Below are 16063 nucleotides of genomic sequence, written 5' to 3'. Positions count from 1 at the left end.
GACGCGCGGGGTCCTCTTGGTAGCAAACTACGCCCGTGGTATGCCGATCTCAACAAAAGCCCAGCCCGGCTCCGCGCGTTGATCCGCCCCGGCGTGTCTGGAGAGTTCTTCCGTTGGGAAGGATGGGCACGTGGGATCGAAGTCATCGAGGCGGTATCCAGACGAGCTGAAGGTGCGGGCGGTGCAGATGGTGGCCGATCTGCGCAGCGAGACAGTTTCGGAGTGGGAGGCGATGGGCCGGGTTGCTGACCTGCTGGGCGTCGGTACTGCCGAAACGGTGCGCAAATGGGTCCGCCAGGCTGAGATCGACGCCGGCTCTCGGGCGGGGCAGACCAGCGAGGAATCCGAGGTCCTGCGCAAGCTGCGCCGGGAGAATGCCGAACTCAAGCGGGCCAACGCGATCTTGAAGGCGGCCTCGGTTTTCTTCGCCGCCGAGCTCGACCGGCCCTCTCAGTAGTCGTGGAGTTCATCAGCGCCCACCAGCACATGCGGGTGGGCGTTGATGGTCTCAAGTGGGGTGTCGAGTCGATGTGCGCTGTGCTTTCCGAGTACGGCGTCACGATCGCCCCGTCGACGTATTACGCCCACCGCGCCCGTCAGGGCCCCTCGAAAGCCGACTGGGCCGATGCGCAGGTGATCGATGCGATCTGGCAGCTTCGCCAATCGCAGAGTCTGTACCGAGTCCTGGGCGCTCGTAAAACATGGATTGTATTGCGCACCAATGGTATCGACGTATCGCGCTGTGTCGTGGAACGGGTCATGCGGGAGATGGGTTGGCGGGGTGCGTGCAAGCGCCGGCGGGTGCGCACCACCGTCGCCGATCCGGCAGCGACGCGAGCCCCGGATCGGGTCCGGCGTAATTTCGTCGCCGGTGCGCCTGACCGATTGTGGGTGGCCGATTTCACCTACTGCCGGACTCGTGCCGGCTGGGCCTACACGGCGTTCGTCACCGATGTCTATGCCCGCAAGATCGTGGGTTGGAAGGTGGCTACCGAGATGACCCAGAAGCTGGTGACCGATGCGATCGACCACGCTATCGACACCAGAAAGCGTTCGGGTGCAGCATCTTTGGATTCACTTATCCACCACAGCGACGCGGGCTCGCAATACACCGCGGTCGCGTTCACCGAACGTCTGGCCGCTGAGGGGATCCTGCCTTCAGTCGGATCCGTCGGGGATAGTTTCGATAATGCTCTGGCCGAATCGGTGAACAGCAGCTACAAGACCGAACTCATCGACCGCCAGCCGCTCTATCCCGGTGCCACCGAACTGGCGCTGGGGACCGCCGAATGGGTGGCCTTCTACAACCGTCAGCGACCCAACGGCTACTGCCAGGACCTGACCCCCGATCGGGCCGAAGCGCTCTACTACCATCGCCAACGGCACCCTCATGCCGAGGAGGCACTCAGATAAGAGAACCTCCCGACATGCCGGGGCGGATCACGTTGGTGAGTTTTGTGGGGGTGGGTCTGATACTTGGGGGTATGTCCTCGGGGTTGCAGGTGTATGTGGATATGGCGGCTGAGGCGTTGCGTGATGGCACGGATTTGTATGGTCAGCCGTTGCCTCGGGGGGCTGGCGGGTTGGCTGATCAGGGTGTGATTGTTGAGCAGTTGGCGAAGAAGATGGCTGCTGATGATCCCGCGGCGTTGGGGTATTCGGGTGTGACTGCGCAGATGTGGCGTGATCACGCGGCGGCCAATGCGCGTGCGGTGGCCGCGGTGGCGGCCAAGGATCGTTCCACTGCGGTGCATTTGGACGCTTCGGGCCAGGTGGTCGCTGAGGGTAGTGCGGCCATGGATTCCAATAATCAAGCCGCAGCGGACAACACCGCAGCGATCGCCCCGTACACGGGCAGTCCTGCCGGGGATCGGCAGATGTTGCGGGAGTTGGACAACCGCACCGGAACCGCCCGCAATCTCATCAAGGCCTCCGATCAGCGTGCGGTGATGTTGGCGCAGTTGTTGCGTGGTGGCCCCGCCAGCGCAGCGATGGCCCCCGCCGGCGCCGGCGCCATGGGTGGCGGTGCTCCAGCATCCATGGGCGGTGGCGGCGGAGGCTTCGCCTTCCCCAACCTCACCGGCATCACCAAAACCGCAGGTGGCTACCAATCACACTCAGGTGCAAACAGTTCCCCCTTGACGCACGCTGGTGGTCCTTCGGTCTTCCAGAATCTCAACGAGCGGCAGATGAAGGTCGCGAAGGCGATCGTCAATGAAGGCCTGCGTCTGGGGATCCCTCCAGCCGGAATCCAGATCGCACTCATGACCGCACTCACCGAGTCGCAGCTGAAATCCCTTGCGAACTCTTCCGTTCCCGCATCGTTGGCAATTCCCAACGATGGCGTGGGCCGCGACCACGATTCTGTAGGTCCCTTTCAACAGCGCCAAAGCTGGGGCGCTACTGCAGATTTGATGAACCCGACCATCTCGGCCAACAAGTTCTATACGGCTCTGCTTAAGGTCCCTGGTTGGGAGCGGATGGACCTCGGTCAAGCCGCTCAGGCTGTTCAACGTTCCGCATTCCCTGACGCCTACAACAAGTACCGGGCGCAGGCCGGGCAGCTGCTCAACGCCGTCACGGCGTAACAGCGAGCGACCACCGGCAGCCACCGCTACTGTGCGGCGGCTGTCGGCGGTTCGTCCCATGCCACCATTGTTGTGGTGACCTTTCCGCCGGCCTGGACATACAACCCGCGACCGCGGCGTTGTGGCTCACCTACAACCCCGCCCACCAGTGCTCCATCGTTCCTGGTGGCGTTGAGGATCACACCCGGTGTCTGCATTCCCAACACCTTGCGCATCACGTCACCTCCGTTGTGCGCCCAACGGTAGAAGTCGTGGGCTCCACCCGCGATGATCAGATGCAACCCGACATATCCCCCCAACTCCACGAACGGAGCCAGGGGGTCTAGACCCATACCCATATTGTCTAACGCTGTCATGTCGTCGACCAAAACAAAGATCCGCTTGCCGGTGAACTGCGCGCCGGCCATCAGCATCTGCTGGTCGGACCTACCCTCTGGCTGACGGGACTGCAGCTCGCTAGCCAGCTCGTAGGCCAGGTCCCGTACCTGGTCCTGCAGGAAGCAGTAGTGACCGAGATACCCCGACTCCTCGGTGACCACCCCCAGCTGATTCCGCTTGAGATCCACCATGTGGATCACGGCCTCCTCGGCCGTGTACTGCCGCATGATCCCGCGTGCAATGACACGGATCAGGTTGGAACGACCCGACTCTGAGGCGCCCACCCCCAGGAAGGTATTTACCTTCCTGAAGTCCACCCGTGCTGGTCCCAGGTCGGTGTCGACAATGCCCAACCGAATCGAATCCTTGTGGTCATCGGCGGTCCGTGGGATCCGCCAGACCTCATCGAGAGAGACCTTTTCGGGCAGCCGCCGCACCTTGACAGGTTTGTCCGAACCTGCCACGGACACGATCTGCTCGACCAGCGCCGACACCTCCAGGTCGCCGTCAGCGGTGCGGCGCCGGCCGGGAAACCCGTACATCATGTGCAGGATCTGCTTGCCCTCTTTGCTCAGGCCGCGTCCGGGGATGTCGTCAGGTACCTTCTTGGCTTCCTGGCGGCTGACATCGCTCATGGTGTCATCGGCTAGCCGCAGTTCCAGGATCAGCCGGGTGTTGTCGGTAACGGTTTTTTGCATACCGCCGCCGATAAGCGCCGAGGATGTCCACAGCACATGCACTCCATACGAGCCGCACTTGCCCATGATCGACTTGATGGCGTCATAGGACCGTTCGAATCGCAGGGCGAAATCTTGCAGGTTGTCGATCGCTAGCCATACCTCGCCGAATCCGTCGGGCGGCACATGCCCGCTGGCCAGTCCGAATCGCCTGCGGCGCCAGTCTTTGACGTCCTCGAGTCCGTACTCGGGGAAGGACCGTTCTCGGCTCTCGACCAAGTTCACGATCTCAGAGATCGCTCGTGTGAGGCCTTCGGGGTCATCCGCGCCGTAGATCCCGGCGCTATGGGGCAGCTTATCCAGTGTTGACAGGCCGGGCCCGCCCAACCGTATTCCGATGAACTGCACCTGATCAGGTGTGTACCGCATCGCCAGACTCGTCAGGAATGTCATCGCTGTTGTGGTTCGGCCCGACCGCGGCTCCCCGACAATACCGATGTTGGGGTCGGACAAGTCGTAGGCCAGCACATCTTGTGCATGCAATCTCGGTTTGTCCACGATGCCCACCGGAACCGACATCGACGGGTCTCGACGTTCGAAATAGCCCTGATACCACGGGGCTCCGTAGTGTTGCTGGTGCAGATCCTCCAGCAGACGAGGTGTGCGCAGGTCTTCCAGCCACATTTCGTGACGTCTTTTCGGGCGGTGCGGTTTGAGTGCGGCCACCGCGACGTCTACAAGGGCGCCGATCGCTACGTCATCTTCGTCATCGTCGGTTTTAGGTTCGGTCTGCGCGCCGGGCTTTTTCCCAGTGAGCTTGCGTTCTGGAAGCGGCACCGCATCGAGCGAAAACAGTTGCGGTTCAAAGTAATTCTCGGTCTGCTGTACTTGCTCGGCTTGCACTTCTGCGCGTGGAAGCCGGTACGGAGAGCCGACATCGTAAATCTGGATCTCCTGCAGCTCCCCCTCGCCAACCTTGATGAAACCGCGACCGCCACCACCGTCTTCGGGGATCTTCGCGGCCCGCGGATCCCCGATAAAGGACCGGGACTCTTGATCGCTGAACGCCCGTAGCGCGATCCGCCAACCAAAGTGTGCTTCCATCCCGCGCAGCTTGGATTCCTCCAGCCGCTGCGACGCCAGCAGCAAGTTGACCCGCAGCGAGCGCCCCAGGCGGGCGATCCGGACAAAAACCGGCACGATCTGTGGGTACATCTCGAACAGCTCGGTGAACTCGTCGACGACGATCTGAATCCAGGGCAGCGGCTCCCAGTCCTCGTGGCCCTCTTCAACTCGTGCCCGCTCGTAGTCTTCGACTTCTGCCAGTTCCGGGCGATCCAGGTTCTCAGCCACCGAATCCAGAATCTCTTGACGTCGATCGAGTTCGCCGCCCAAGACGTCTTCCAGTCGCTCAACATATTCGGCGTCCTTGCCGAGGTTGGAGAGCACCATAAGAGTGCCCGGAAGATCGGCCACGCGCCGCCCGAACGAGCGGCCTTTCCAGTCAAGGATGATGTGCTGCAGGACCTCTGCGGAGTGAGTGATCGCTTGCGAGAGAATGAAGGCCAGCAGTGTCCACGACTTCCCCGAACCGGTTGCTCCCAGGAGTAGGCCGTGATTGCCCATTCCGCGGGGGATCGCTGAGGTCGAGTTCACATTCATCATGAACGTCGATCCGTCTTTGTAGCGGCCCAGCGGAAATAGTCCTCGCAGCTTGCTGTCTGGCGACTTACGTGCGGCGTAGATGCGGTGCGGCTCCAGATGCCGGGCATCATCGATCCGGAGGGTTTCGAGCAGCCCGCCTTCTTGCTCCATGACTTCCACGACGCTCGACGCGCCCTTGGTGGCATCCCAGGTCGCCATGGTCCGGGCGAATTCGTCGGCGTCTTGCACCGACATGTAGTCGGTACGGGCGTAGTAGAAGGGTTCACCTAAAGCGGTATCGCAAATGCGGCGGTCGTCGGTGACCTGGAACGTCGTCTCCGGTGTCCATCCGCAGCCATCTGACCGGCGAGTGGCCAGCCGCAAGAATGTGGTCGCTTCAACACCCAAGCGGGAGCGGGTCACCCTATTCCATTCCTCGACAGCACCGGTGTCGTCATCCACCACGATAAGGTGGCGCAGATCGCTGACTTTTGGTTCCGTGTGCTGGCCGCCTTCGGGTTCTTTGACCGCGACGAAGGCTCCACCACGACTGTTGTTCAGATCAAAGACCCGGTCGAAGTCTTTCGGGCTGGTGAACACCAAGCGAGTGGGCCCGGCACCGTCGTGTGTGGTCGGGTCGCAGCTGTGTGGCATCCATTTGAGCCACTCCCATTGAGCGGGATTGGCGGTGACTACCGCGATGGCGATGTCATCGGGGCCGTGGAATGTTGCCAGTTGGCACAACATGGACCGCACCAGTCCGTGGATCGTGGGCATGTCCCCGTAGAAGGCGAATCCCGGATTGCTGCGCAACGCCAACGGCATGGGGATATCACGTATGTAGGGCTTTTCCAGGAAGAAGTCGCGCAGCATCGTGTTAGGCATGGGGTCGCGCTTGGTGCGGTCAGGCAGCTTCGGTGTCTTGAGGTCTATCGCCAACTGCGACAGCCCCACCCCTACACGGCATTTCCCGAATTGCAATGACGGCGGCCGGTGACACCACATGCGAGCAGATCCATCAGCGACGATCCGCACGAGATCCAACGGATTCGGATTGAAGAACAGCACTCGCGCGAACTGCTTCTCCCCCACCGCATCGACGACATTGCGGAACTCGTCGAGAGTCTGCCCGTACTCTTCGCGCTCACCTTCTTGATCCGAACGCGTCTTCTTGTTCGCGCCGCCGAACCTCTGCATCATCATGCCGCCGAACGACATCATCATCATCAGCGGAAATATCAGACCAACACCGGTAAAGGTGCGCGCGCCCACCAGGAAAAGCATGACGATGGTTCCGATGATGCCGACCACCAGGCCCACGGGCAAAATGACCGAGAGGATTGTGCGAAAACGGCCTGGCTGCACCGTAGGTGGTGCCGGGAGCGTGCGTTTATCGCCAGCAAGCGTGGGCGCTTTGATATCTGCAGGCCGCTCGAAAAGCTTTGTCGGCATGGAAGATTCCTTTCGGGCCATCAATCAACGGCATGATCCAGGCACAGCGTCTGGCTATTGGCCGGCAGTCATCAGGGGCAATGGGGCCTTACCTGGGGCAAGGGTGTCTTGTTTGATTTCGGCATTGGCCCGAGTCAGCAGCGGGCCTTCGGCGTAGGGCTGCACCATCGGCCAGGGTGCTTGGTCTGCGGCGCTGATATCGAGGCCGAGAGCATCCCAGGTGGGCTTGTCGAACGGAATCCCGAACCGCACCCCGTTGGGGGCCAGCCACCAGATACTCTCTTTGGTCGTTGCCGCTGGGTCCATGCCGGTGACCCGAAACAGGGCGGCCGCGTCCTGGGCTATCCACACTTGATCGGCTGTGGTTCCTCGGCGGTCATCGCGTGTCAACGACACGATCAACTTCTGCTGCTCATCAGTCAACGGCAGCGTGCGACCTACCAAAATGCTGGTGGTGGAACGCTTCTCTCCCGAAGCCTTCTCCCACGTCAGGCACGTGACGCCGTTGGTCGCCGGATCGACAAAGCTCAAGCGGTTCTGCGGGTAATAGTCGACGTCGAGGACATGTGCGGCGGGCACTCCCGCGAGCCGGTCGGTGGACACCTTGATCGCCGTGGCAGCACCGAACGCGTTCGACCCACGGATCAACGACGCCACCAATGGTGGCACTTTCTGAGCCCCCTGCTCAGTGAGCGCAAAGAATTCGGTTCCGCCTGAGGGATCTTCGACTTGCAGCACCGAGCCGACCACCACGCCGGGAGCGATATTCCACGGGCTGGGCGCCCCAGCGTTGGGGATCACAGGAATCCGTAACGGCGGCGTGGCTGGAATCGCGTTGAGCAGGACCCGTGACATAGCGCGGGGCTTGGCCGTGGACACATCCACTCCGACCGCCAACGCCGTGGCCCTATCGGTGGTGTCGATCGGTGAGCGCACCGATCCCCACACCGCGAATGTGCTTCCCCCATAGCGCATGAGCACAGCCTGGCCGTCAGGGAGCACGTGTGAACGATCTTCTGGAGATAACTGGCCGGCCAGGGCCGTCACTGTCGGTGGTGCCAGGGGGTTGTCGTGCAGGCTGTCACAGACAGCCCATCGTGAGCGGTCCTGGCGCGGTGAGGTGATCGGCCAGTTCGGTGCGCCAGGAATTCCCACCAAGGGCCCGGTCGGGTATTTCGACATCGCCGAGGATTTCACTGGCTCAGGGTTATCGGCCTTACCGGCGATCAGTCGTGCACTCGTCAAGTTCAGTACCGGATACAGGGTCTCGCCAACCCGCACAAACTGGGCCCCGGTGTCGAGGTCCCGAAGAATCAGCGAGTTACCCACAGAACCAACAGGTTTGATGATCGAAGCGATCACCATGATGATCACCAAGACCACGCCGATTGCGAGCGATGTTGCCACCGCCAGCATCTGTTCGCGGTGTGGATCTTCCTCAAGAGAGGCATCACCTGTGAGCTGTGCAGCACCTAGTCTGCGCAAGAAAAACAGGTAGCCGCTCGACTGCGGCGCCGAAGCGCGATTGACCGCCATGTCTTAAATCCCCTAATTGCCAGGATTATTCGTGAAGAAGGGATTTTGCTGCGCGAACGTCGTCCCAGGTGGGGATGTCGGGATCGATATCGCTGATCCCGGCAGCGCGCATCTGGTCACGCTTTGTGGCCTGCGAAACCAGCCACGCCACCCGATTAACGCGGGTGAGCATCAGCTGCAGCTTTTCAGTCCCCATTTTCATGGCGTCTTCCGTGATTTGAACGCTGACGCTGTAACCGTCTGCGTCCACGGTCGCCGCAAGCAGGTTGTCGGGGGTCACCTCCCTGAACAACCGCTGATCTTTCACCCTGACACCCCCTGTTGTCCCTGGCGGTGCGCCTCCTCGGCCGCGTCGAGGCGGACTGCAGCTGCATCGGCAGCTGCCGCGATTTGGCGCCGGTGCTGCCCACACCGGTTGTACGTCGTTGTCTGCTCGGCGAAAACCTCCGAGGCCGCACTGGCCACCGGTGCCATGATCGCGCCCTGCCGGTAGAGGTTCTCGTGAACCTCGTTGTAGTTGGCCGGGTAGGCTTCAAGGTCTTCGGCCCACTGGCGCCAACCGTGCGCGCGTTGCCGAAGGACATCGGTGTCAATCGTGGTCTTTGACATGATCGTTGATCTCCTTCTACTTGCCCGTGGTAGGACTCGACGTTGGGCCGGACGCTGGTTGCGCCGGTGCTGCCGCGTGCGCCGCAGTGCTGATCGTGGCGCCAGAGGTTTCCGGTGGCCGCCAATAGCCCTTCATTTCACCGTTGTTGGGAAGGTCGCTGATCGGCCGCAGCTGCCCATCCATCAACACAGTGTTCTTGTCCCACACGCTCACCCACCGGGTGCCAGTGTTGGCCAAATCCCCCCCCATGATCTGCGACGGCGGCACGTTCTGCTCCGGCGGGATCGTCGCGGTCACCGGTGGAACAGTGAAGCCCGCCTCCCGATAACCAGTAGGGATGTCCATCCCCTGATTGCGCACGTTGTCCAATGCCTTCGCCAGACCGACACTTGCGGCCTTTGTGGTCTTGCCGTCATTGTCGGTCACCACATCAGAAGGCGGCGCCGGTGCTGGCGGTTGGGCCTGCGGCTGCGGAGCCGGAGCAGGTTCGTCCTTCTTGGGCTCCGGCTCCTCTTCCTCCTTCTTCGGCTCGTCGGGGTGATCTGGTTCATCGGTGTCATTCGGGTTGCGTGTCCCCGGTGAATCGTCACGGTACGGATCAGGGCCCTCGGCCTGCTGTTGGGCGAATGCAGGCCCCAACGCTGAACCCAACGCGGACCCGAACCCACCTAGACTGTTCAGCGGCGCCCCGAGCGCACCGCCAAGAGCCCCGGGTATCTGCCCGGCCGCGTTCACAAGACCACTAAGCGGATCGCCCGTTCCCACGCCACCAAGATTGGGTGCAGGCGGTACCGGCTCACCTTGACCCGCGCCGGCCGCACCGGGTTGTCCCCCCGGAGCCTCGGGAGTCCCCCCACCGCCGCCGGCTACTCCCCCACCGCCGGTTACACCTTCAGGGTTTTGGTTTCCGCCCTGTGGGTTGGTCTGATCGGCGCCGGCCGTCCCGTCGGCCTCGATCTTCTCGTACAGCGCTTTCTTGGCCGCGATGATCCCCGCACTGGAGGCGTTGTCCAGCACGTTCGAGCTCAAGATGCGGTTGATATCGGCCATCCGGTTATCCATCATGTAGAACATCTGCTTGGACCCGGCAGGTGAGGTTAAATCGACCTTCGAGGACAGAGCCATCCATTCCTTCTGAATCTTCGACAGCTCCGCACGTCCCTCCTCGGTACGGGTGTGCGCGCCCAGGATCGCCTTCATCAACGCCGCGTCTGCGCTGGCCAATTGGGTCTGCGCCTTGTCTGCCTTTTCGTTGACTTCCTTGATCGCCTTGGCGACATCACCCGATTCCTGCTCACCAGTCCTGACGAACGGCGGCGCGTGGGGCGCAGGGCCAGGGGTTGCCGGTGCGGCTGGTGCTGCCGGGGCAACCGGCGCAGCAACCGGCGGAGGTGCGGTTGCCAGCACCTCAAACGGGTCGACACCCTTGCCCCGGTTGGCCGCACCGTAGAGGTCGCGCCACTCCGCCGGCGGCTGCTTGTCCCAGCCACTAGGGATACGAAAGTTCGGCATGCCCGAGAATCCGTGCGAGCCGTCCAACGAAGTCGGGATCGGTTGCGAGGAAGGCCAAAAGAACACCTCATCGCCCACCCGCACCGCGGTCCAGCCGTCGGGGGCTGCCGGTACCGGTGGCACTAGCGGCCCAGCCCGTCAGTAGCGCTGGTATCGCCGTACAGGTACAGAACATCGCCGAGGCATTCCTCGAACAAATCCTGCCAACGGTGCATCGACTGCTCTCCGATCGGCTCGTCGGGGTTGGTCATGCAGCTACCGTATCGCGAGGTTCGCTCACTCGAACGGGGTCAATTTTCTGCGTTGGTGAGTTTTGTGGGGGTGGGTCTGATACTTGGGGGTATGTCCTCGGGGTTGCAGGTGTATGTGGATATGGCGGCTGAGGCGTTGCGTGATGGCACGGATTTGTATGGTCAGCCGTTGCCTCGGGGGGCTGGCGGGTTGGCTGATCAGGGTGTGATTGTTGAGCAGTTGGCGAAGAAGATGGCTGCTGATGATCCCGCGGCGTTGGGGTATTCGGGTGTGACTGCGCAGATGTGGCGTGATCACGCGGCGGCCAATGCGCGTGCGGTGGCCGCGGTGGCGGCCAAGGATCGTTCCACTGCGGTGCATTTGGACGCTTCGGGCCAGGTGGTCGCTGAGGGTAGTGCGGCCATGGATTCCAATAATCAAGCCGCAGCGGACAACACCGCAGCGATCGCCCCGTACACGGGCAGTCCTGCCGGGGATCGGCAGATGTTGCGGGAGTTGGACAACCGCACCGGAACCGCCCGCAATCTCATCAAGGCCTCCGATCAGCGTGCGGTGATGTTGGCGCAGTTGTTGCGTGGTGGCCCCGCCAGCGCAGCGATGGCCCCCGCCGGCGCCGGCGCCATGGGTGGCGGTGCTCCAGCATCCATGGGCGGTGGCGGCGGAGGCTTCGCCTTCCCCAACCTCACCGGCATCACCAAAACCGCCAGCGCCTTCCAACCATCCAGCAGCAACGCAACCATCGACGCCGGCACGGGCGCCAACGTATCCGGCCGTGACCTGCCGCCCGGTGTCGCCAATGAATATAAGCTGCAACGCAAAACCATCCTGGCCGCCCGCGCCATCAGCGCCGCCTTTCCCGAAATACAGTCCATCGGCGGATTCCGCGCCGACTCGCTCAAATGGCACCCCAACGGCCTGGCGATCGACGTCATGATCCCCAACCCCACCTCACCCCAGGGCATCGCCCTGGGCCAGCGAGTGTTGAACTTCGTGTTGGCAAACCAACAGAAATTCGGTCTCGACCACGCCATTTGGCGTCAGACCATGTACATCCCGGGCCGTGCACCTTCCATGATGGAGAACCGCGGCGGCGCCACAGCCAACCACATGGACCACGTCCACCTCGCTACCAGCGGCGGCGGCTACCCCAGCGGGGGCGAAGCCTACGCGCTCTAATTATCCAATTTTCGTGTTACTCGAATTCGTTTATACCCCAACAATTTTCGTCAGAATCCGTGTCTCGACGTCGGTGGGCGGTCGCGCATTCTCCAACTCCGCCAGGCGCTCGGTTGCCAGCCCGGTCATCTCAGACACCGTCTGCAAATCCACCCCGCTGTCGCGCCGCCACACATACAACTGGTGACCCACCATCGCTGCCGGCGACGCCGCGATATCGGCCATCACAGCGTCCTTGGTCTTGTTGATCTCAGCAACCAGCTTCATGGCCTCCCCCATCGCCGAAGCCCGCATCCCTTTGGTCAGTAGCTGCCCGGCGTGACTGAGCGTGCGCACTACGTTCATTGCCATCGCCAGATACACGCGCGGATCAGCATCCGGATCTGGCAGCGTCGTCGCCGCCTGACGAGACGTATCGATCACCATCTGGGCCATCCCCAAGATCCCGTCGGTGGCTTCCTGGGGAATCGCCGACTCAGCCTCCGGGACTTCTCCGGTCTCCCCGACAGTCTCCAGAGTGCCCAAACTCCACTCCAAAACCGTCTCAATCTTGATCTGAGTGCGCTTCTGGGGGTACGCCTTCCCTAGCTCGATCTGACCGAGCCACTGCGATTGCACCCCAGCACGCTTTGCCAGCTCACGTTGGGAAAGATCCTTGACCTCACGCCGGTCCCGGATGGCTTTTCCAATCCGCTGAGCTGCCAACGCTCGATCGGACGGCACCACGAAAACGCACTATACCGTTCACCCCACCTGACCTGCACCAATGACAAAAAACATTGCTAAACATTGCACGATGGCATAGAAAATGTTTACTCTTGCGGCTAGCAGCATGTTCCTCCGGGCGAAAAGGACTCCCAGATGCGCGAGTTGATCAACACAAGTCGCGAATTGCGCAACAACCGCGGCGATCTCTACACGCAGCCCTGCCTTGCACAGACATGGGACCCGACTGTGTGGACAGATCCCGAAAAGTACTCCGAAGCTGAGCGCCACCACGCCAAGATGCTGTGCCGGACAGCGTGCAGCCGGCGCCTGGAGTGCATCCGCGAAGCCCTGGTACCTGACAGGAGCCAAGATGCGGCTACCCAGGGCATCTGGGGCGGCGTGATGTTCCCCGGCACCTTCGACGAGGCCCTTAACAGCACCTATGACCGGCTCGTCGACATCTACAGGGTTCTCTCCGGCACTGGCGAGCCCCCCGTTGGTTTCAAGCACCGCCGCCGCGGTGAAAAGCCCGACCCCCTGGCCGCACCGGACAAGACGCCCAAGCCGCACACCGCCCGCGCAAAAAAGACCGGAGCTCCCGAGGCTGACACTGCCCAGCAAGCCGCAAACCCCACCAACAGCCGATCCGAAGGCATCGTCGTCGGCCAGCCGCTCTACCTGTTCGCCATTCCGGCATAGCTCGACGACGTCTCCCGCCCATGGGTAACGAGAACGGCCACGTTGACGATCTGAGCGCGCAACCTGAACGTGTAGGCGGCCGAACCGTCGATGCCGACTTCGCCGAAGCACCGGTTAACTTCCTGGCCAATGACGACCAGGAGTGGGCCGAAGGCTACGACCAGACCGGTGTCGAACTTCACCGCCGCGCGAGCGGTCGAAATAGCCCCAGCTCTCCTCGCTGCCGCTGCGCCGGCATCCCGATGAGCGTCCTCCCGCAACGAGTCGCAGTCATGACCCCGAGGCCCGGTCAGGCTTGTTGCCGAAACCGACAACCAACTGAATCAAAAACTCGGGATGCTGACCAGCGTGTCATTGCGGAGCTACCGCACAGGTGCGTGCAAGACTCCCCACAACACGAATCCCAGGGGGCCCATCCACAACATCATCAGACACATCTAAATATCTGAACCGTCCCTGATAGCAGAAAACCCCGCCGAAGCGGGGACCTTCTGTGAATCGGAGTAGCACCTCCGATTCGGGATTCCCTAGGGAACCAGCCTGAGCAGCTGGCTCCAGGATAGAGGACACCGCCTTGAGCCGCAACACTTTCCAGCAATCCGGATTATGTGGCCGCGACGCTGCCTGCCGGCCCCATCCCGAGCCGCAGGCAACCGCCCGTCGCATGTGGCTGCCATGCGCTCGACGTGTCGTCTGCCGCAGACACAGCCTCGGTAACGCTCCGCAGCACGGTAGCTGTGCCGGAATGTGGATCGACAAGGACTTTGACCCCAAACGGCGCCCACCGACACACCAGGCGCACCTACTCCGCCTGCCCGCTCCGGCCACCCCACCGACCGGATCCGCGTAGCCCATGGCCCCTACTGCTCGTCCTGCCGACTCCCCGGCAGCAGTCTGGAAAGCGTTGGCGCGACGCCTGTCCCCCACTGGCAAGGACCGCTACAAGGCGTTCGACCCAGAGACCCGCGAGTACAAGCGCCGCCAGAAAATCACCGACACACTGCCCAAGACGATGGCTGCCGTCGACATCTACAGCGCCGGCGGCCTCACCACCCAGCTCGTGCTGGACTTCGATGCCAAAGAGCACGGCCCAGCCCAAGTAGAGGCAGACTTCGCCCGGGCGGCCCGCTGGGTTCGTGACTGCGGAGGTCGAATCGTGTCCGACCGCTCCACCAGCGGGGGACGCCACCTCATCGTGCCGCTGGCGATCGGCAGCTCGGCCACCCTCGCCGAAATGCGCCAGCTCGCCGACCAACTCAAAGCCCGACTACGCACCCTCGATCCCAAACCCACCAAGAGCACCGCCGGCTGCATCAGCGTGCCCGGCACCCGCTGCTCCGGAGGCGGATACCGCCTACTCGACGGTCCACTCAACGAGGCCGTCGCCGCGCTGACCGAACGCAGCGATTCTAAGTTTCTGCCCGCCCTCTACTCATTGTTGGGCACTCTCCCCGCCCCCACCACGCCACTTTCACAGCGCGAACTTTCAGACTCGGCCGCAGCCCAGTACATCGACGGGCACGACGACGACCAACGCATCGTGCAGGCCTACTGGTGGAACCGCCCGATCCCAGACGACGTCCTGCACTTCGCCACCCACGGGTGGATGAACGCCGCGTGGAACACACCCTCAGAAGCACGGCAGGCCGTCGTCACCAACGCTGTCCTGCGCGGTTACACCCGTGGACGAATCCGTGCCGCCATGCAGCCAGGCGGGCCCTGGTCAGTCCTTGGCGAGGCCTACCGCCAAAAACATGGGATCCGCGCCGATACCCAGTTCGAACGCGACTTTCAAACTGCCATCACATTCGCCGTCGGACGAGCCCACGCGATTGCCAAGAAATCGCAACGCGAGACACACAGAGAAAACTACACACACTTTTCAGAGTTGACTCTGGGGAGAGAGTTGGAGGATTCCTACAAAGCCTGGCTGGGCTACGCGCTGGCTTGGACAGACCACCACTTCAAAGGGACCGAGCGTTGGTCGATTCGTGATGTATGGCAGAGCCTGGCGGTGAAGGCCGCGGTGGCTGGAGAGCTCCGAGAAGGAGTTCCGATAGTTGGTGTGGGTGGTAGGTCAATTTCGTTGTCTACAGGCCTGCTAAGCCACAAAGCCACCGCGCGCGCACTGCGGAGAACCCGCGACATGGTTGGTGCGCCGATCCTGCTCACCAGGCGCTCAGTCGGCCGCGACCCAGACGTATATGCGCTCGTCGCCCTCAACCCAGATGGCATACAACCGATCCCGCGAGACCGAGTACGTTTGGCTGCCGTACACCCAGCCTGGAGCCGGCTCGGCCGTCATCACCGCACCATCTACGAACTCATCGTTCACAACAAGATGACCAGACCGTCCGAGATATTCGCCGCAGCGAAGGTCAATGAGCGCAGTGGCCACTACAGCCTGGCCGCCCTAGCCGGCGAAGGCCTCATCACTCGCCGCCGTGGCCACGTCAGCCCGGGCCCAGTCACGTTGGATGACATTGCCGACGAACAGCACCTCGACGAGGTATTTGCCGCTCGACAGGCACGCTATAAGCGCGAACGAGCCGCCTGGCACGCCTGGCTCGCACTACGCGACGAAGCGATGCTAGTCACCGACACCGACCTACCGGACTGGCGTAGTAAACACCTTGATTACGTGCTCCCCCACCATGCCGAATTTCTGGCATCAGTAATGGCAGACCTACCTCCACCCCTTGACGAAGCTCAACGACAGCTGGAGCGGCTCGAACAGGCCGACAGCGAGACGATCGCTGTCCACGCGGACGCTATTGCCCTATTGAGCCGTGTCTTGGGCGCGACCGTCGTGGCGACACACTCAGGCTAGA

Annotated in this window: 12 protein-coding genes; 5 read left to right on the top strand and 7 right to left on the bottom strand. The window is 62.3% G+C overall.

All coding sequences use genetic code 11. The annotated features are described in order from the left end of the window. Window positions 1-187 precede the first annotated feature (187 nt). A protein-coding gene (locus K6L26_RS31270) for an IS3 family transposase (protein ID WP_085976171.1) occupies window positions 188-1413 on the top strand; the annotation gives its coding sequence in 2 pieces (ribosomal slippage) (window positions 188-419 and window positions 419-1413; 1227 coding nt in all). A 14-nt stretch (window positions 1414-1427) separates the two neighbouring features. After that, window positions 1428-2588: a hypothetical protein gene (locus tag K6L26_RS31265; RefSeq protein WP_221853618.1), complete on the top strand. Its 1161-nt coding sequence runs from the start codon at window positions 1428-1430 to the stop codon at window positions 2586-2588. Window positions 2589-2614: 26 nt separating this feature from the next. Here the strand turns inward: K6L26_RS31265 and eccCa are convergent, their stop codons facing one another. The 6 genes from eccCa to K6L26_RS31950 form a co-directional block, all read right to left on the bottom strand. After that, window positions 2615-6739, bottom strand: a complete 4125-nt coding sequence (gene eccCa, locus K6L26_RS31260) for a type VII secretion protein EccCa (RefSeq protein ID WP_221853617.1) — start codon at window positions 6737-6739, stop codon at window positions 2615-2617. A gap of 54 nt (window positions 6740-6793) precedes the next feature. Further along, entirely contained in the window at window positions 6794-8275 is a 1482-nt protein-coding gene (gene eccB, locus K6L26_RS31255) for a type VII secretion protein EccB (protein WP_221853665.1), read from the bottom strand. A gap of 25 nt (window positions 8276-8300) precedes the next feature. Beyond that, a complete protein-coding gene (locus K6L26_RS31250) occupies window positions 8301-8582 on the bottom strand; it encodes a hypothetical protein (RefSeq protein ID WP_206477755.1) in 282 nt (93 codons plus the stop codon). After that, entirely contained in the window at window positions 8579-8884 is a 306-nt protein-coding gene (locus K6L26_RS31245; protein ID WP_206477754.1) for a type VII secretion target, read from the bottom strand. The genes K6L26_RS31250 and K6L26_RS31245 overlap by 4 nt, the downstream gene beginning before the upstream one ends. Window positions 8885-8900: 16 nt before the next feature. Then, window positions 8901-10397, bottom strand: coding sequence for a DUF4226 domain-containing protein (locus K6L26_RS31240; protein ID WP_221853664.1), 1497 nt, complete (start codon window positions 10395-10397; stop codon window positions 8901-8903). Window positions 10398-10519: 122 nt separating this feature from the next. Next, entirely contained in the window at window positions 10520-10648 is a 129-nt protein-coding gene (locus tag K6L26_RS31950; protein WP_272875863.1) for a hypothetical protein, read from the bottom strand. Window positions 10649-10739: 91 nt separating this feature from the next. Here K6L26_RS31950 and K6L26_RS31845 point away from each other — a divergent pair, with 91 nt between their 5' ends. Continuing rightward, on the top strand, window positions 10740-11825 hold the full coding sequence (locus tag K6L26_RS31845) for a VldE C-terminal domain-containing protein (protein WP_237112285.1): 1086 nt from the start codon (window positions 10740-10742) through the stop codon (window positions 11823-11825). 30 nt (window positions 11826-11855) lie between these two features. Here K6L26_RS31845 and K6L26_RS31230 read toward each other — a convergent pair whose 3' ends face one another. Next, window positions 11856-12551, bottom strand: a complete 696-nt coding sequence (locus tag K6L26_RS31230; protein ID WP_206477752.1) for a helix-turn-helix domain-containing protein — start codon at window positions 12549-12551, stop codon at window positions 11856-11858. 135 nt (window positions 12552-12686) lie between these two features. On the opposite strand from K6L26_RS31230, the gene K6L26_RS31225 reads away from it, so the two are divergent. Together K6L26_RS31225 and K6L26_RS31220 are read left to right on the top strand one after the other, a co-directional pair. Next, window positions 12687-13232, top strand: coding sequence for a WhiB family transcriptional regulator (locus K6L26_RS31225; RefSeq protein WP_206477751.1), 546 nt, complete (start codon window positions 12687-12689; stop codon window positions 13230-13232). Window positions 13233-14136: 904 nt separating this feature from the next. Then, window positions 14137-16062, top strand: coding sequence for a hypothetical protein (locus K6L26_RS31220; RefSeq protein WP_221853663.1), 1926 nt, complete (start codon window positions 14137-14139; stop codon window positions 16060-16062). The last annotated feature ends 1 nt before the right edge of the window (window position 16063 follow it).

Origin of the sequence: Mycobacterium farcinogenes (assembly GCF_019739075.1) — a bacterium.
GTDB classification, from domain to species: Bacteria; Actinomycetota; Actinomycetes; order Mycobacteriales; family Mycobacteriaceae; genus Mycobacterium; species Mycobacterium senegalense.
The sequence above is the reverse complement of the archived record's forward strand: the minus strand, read 5'-3'. Positions and strand labels throughout refer to the sequence as shown.

What these genes read in the sequence shown, in the direction of transcription:
- K6L26_RS31265 (WP_221853618.1), top strand. Translation starts at nt 1,428, where the DNA reads ATGCCGGGGCGGATCACGTTGGTGAGTTTTGTGGGGGTGGGTCTGATA.
- eccCa (WP_221853617.1), bottom strand. Translation starts at nt 6,739, where the DNA reads ATGCCGACAAAGCTTTTCGAGCGGCCTGCAGATATCAAAGCGCCCACG.
- eccB (WP_221853665.1), bottom strand. Translation starts at nt 8,275, where the DNA reads ATGGCGGTCAATCGCGCTTCGGCGCCGCAGTCGAGCGGCTACCTGTTT.
- K6L26_RS31245 (WP_206477754.1), bottom strand. Translation starts at nt 8,884, where the DNA reads ATGTCAAAGACCACGATTGACACCGATGTCCTTCGGCAACGCGCGCAC.
- K6L26_RS31240 (WP_221853664.1), bottom strand. Translation starts at nt 10,397, where the DNA reads ATGCCGAACTTTCGTATCCCTAGTGGCTGGGACAAGCAGCCGCCGGCG.
- K6L26_RS31950 (WP_272875863.1), bottom strand. Translation starts at nt 10,648, where the DNA reads ATGACCAACCCCGACGAGCCGATCGGAGAGCAGTCGATGCACCGTTGG.
- K6L26_RS31845 (WP_237112285.1), top strand. Translation starts at nt 10,740, where the DNA reads ATGTCCTCGGGGTTGCAGGTGTATGTGGATATGGCGGCTGAGGCGTTG.
- K6L26_RS31225 (WP_206477751.1), top strand. Translation starts at nt 12,687, where the DNA reads ATGCGCGAGTTGATCAACACAAGTCGCGAATTGCGCAACAACCGCGGC.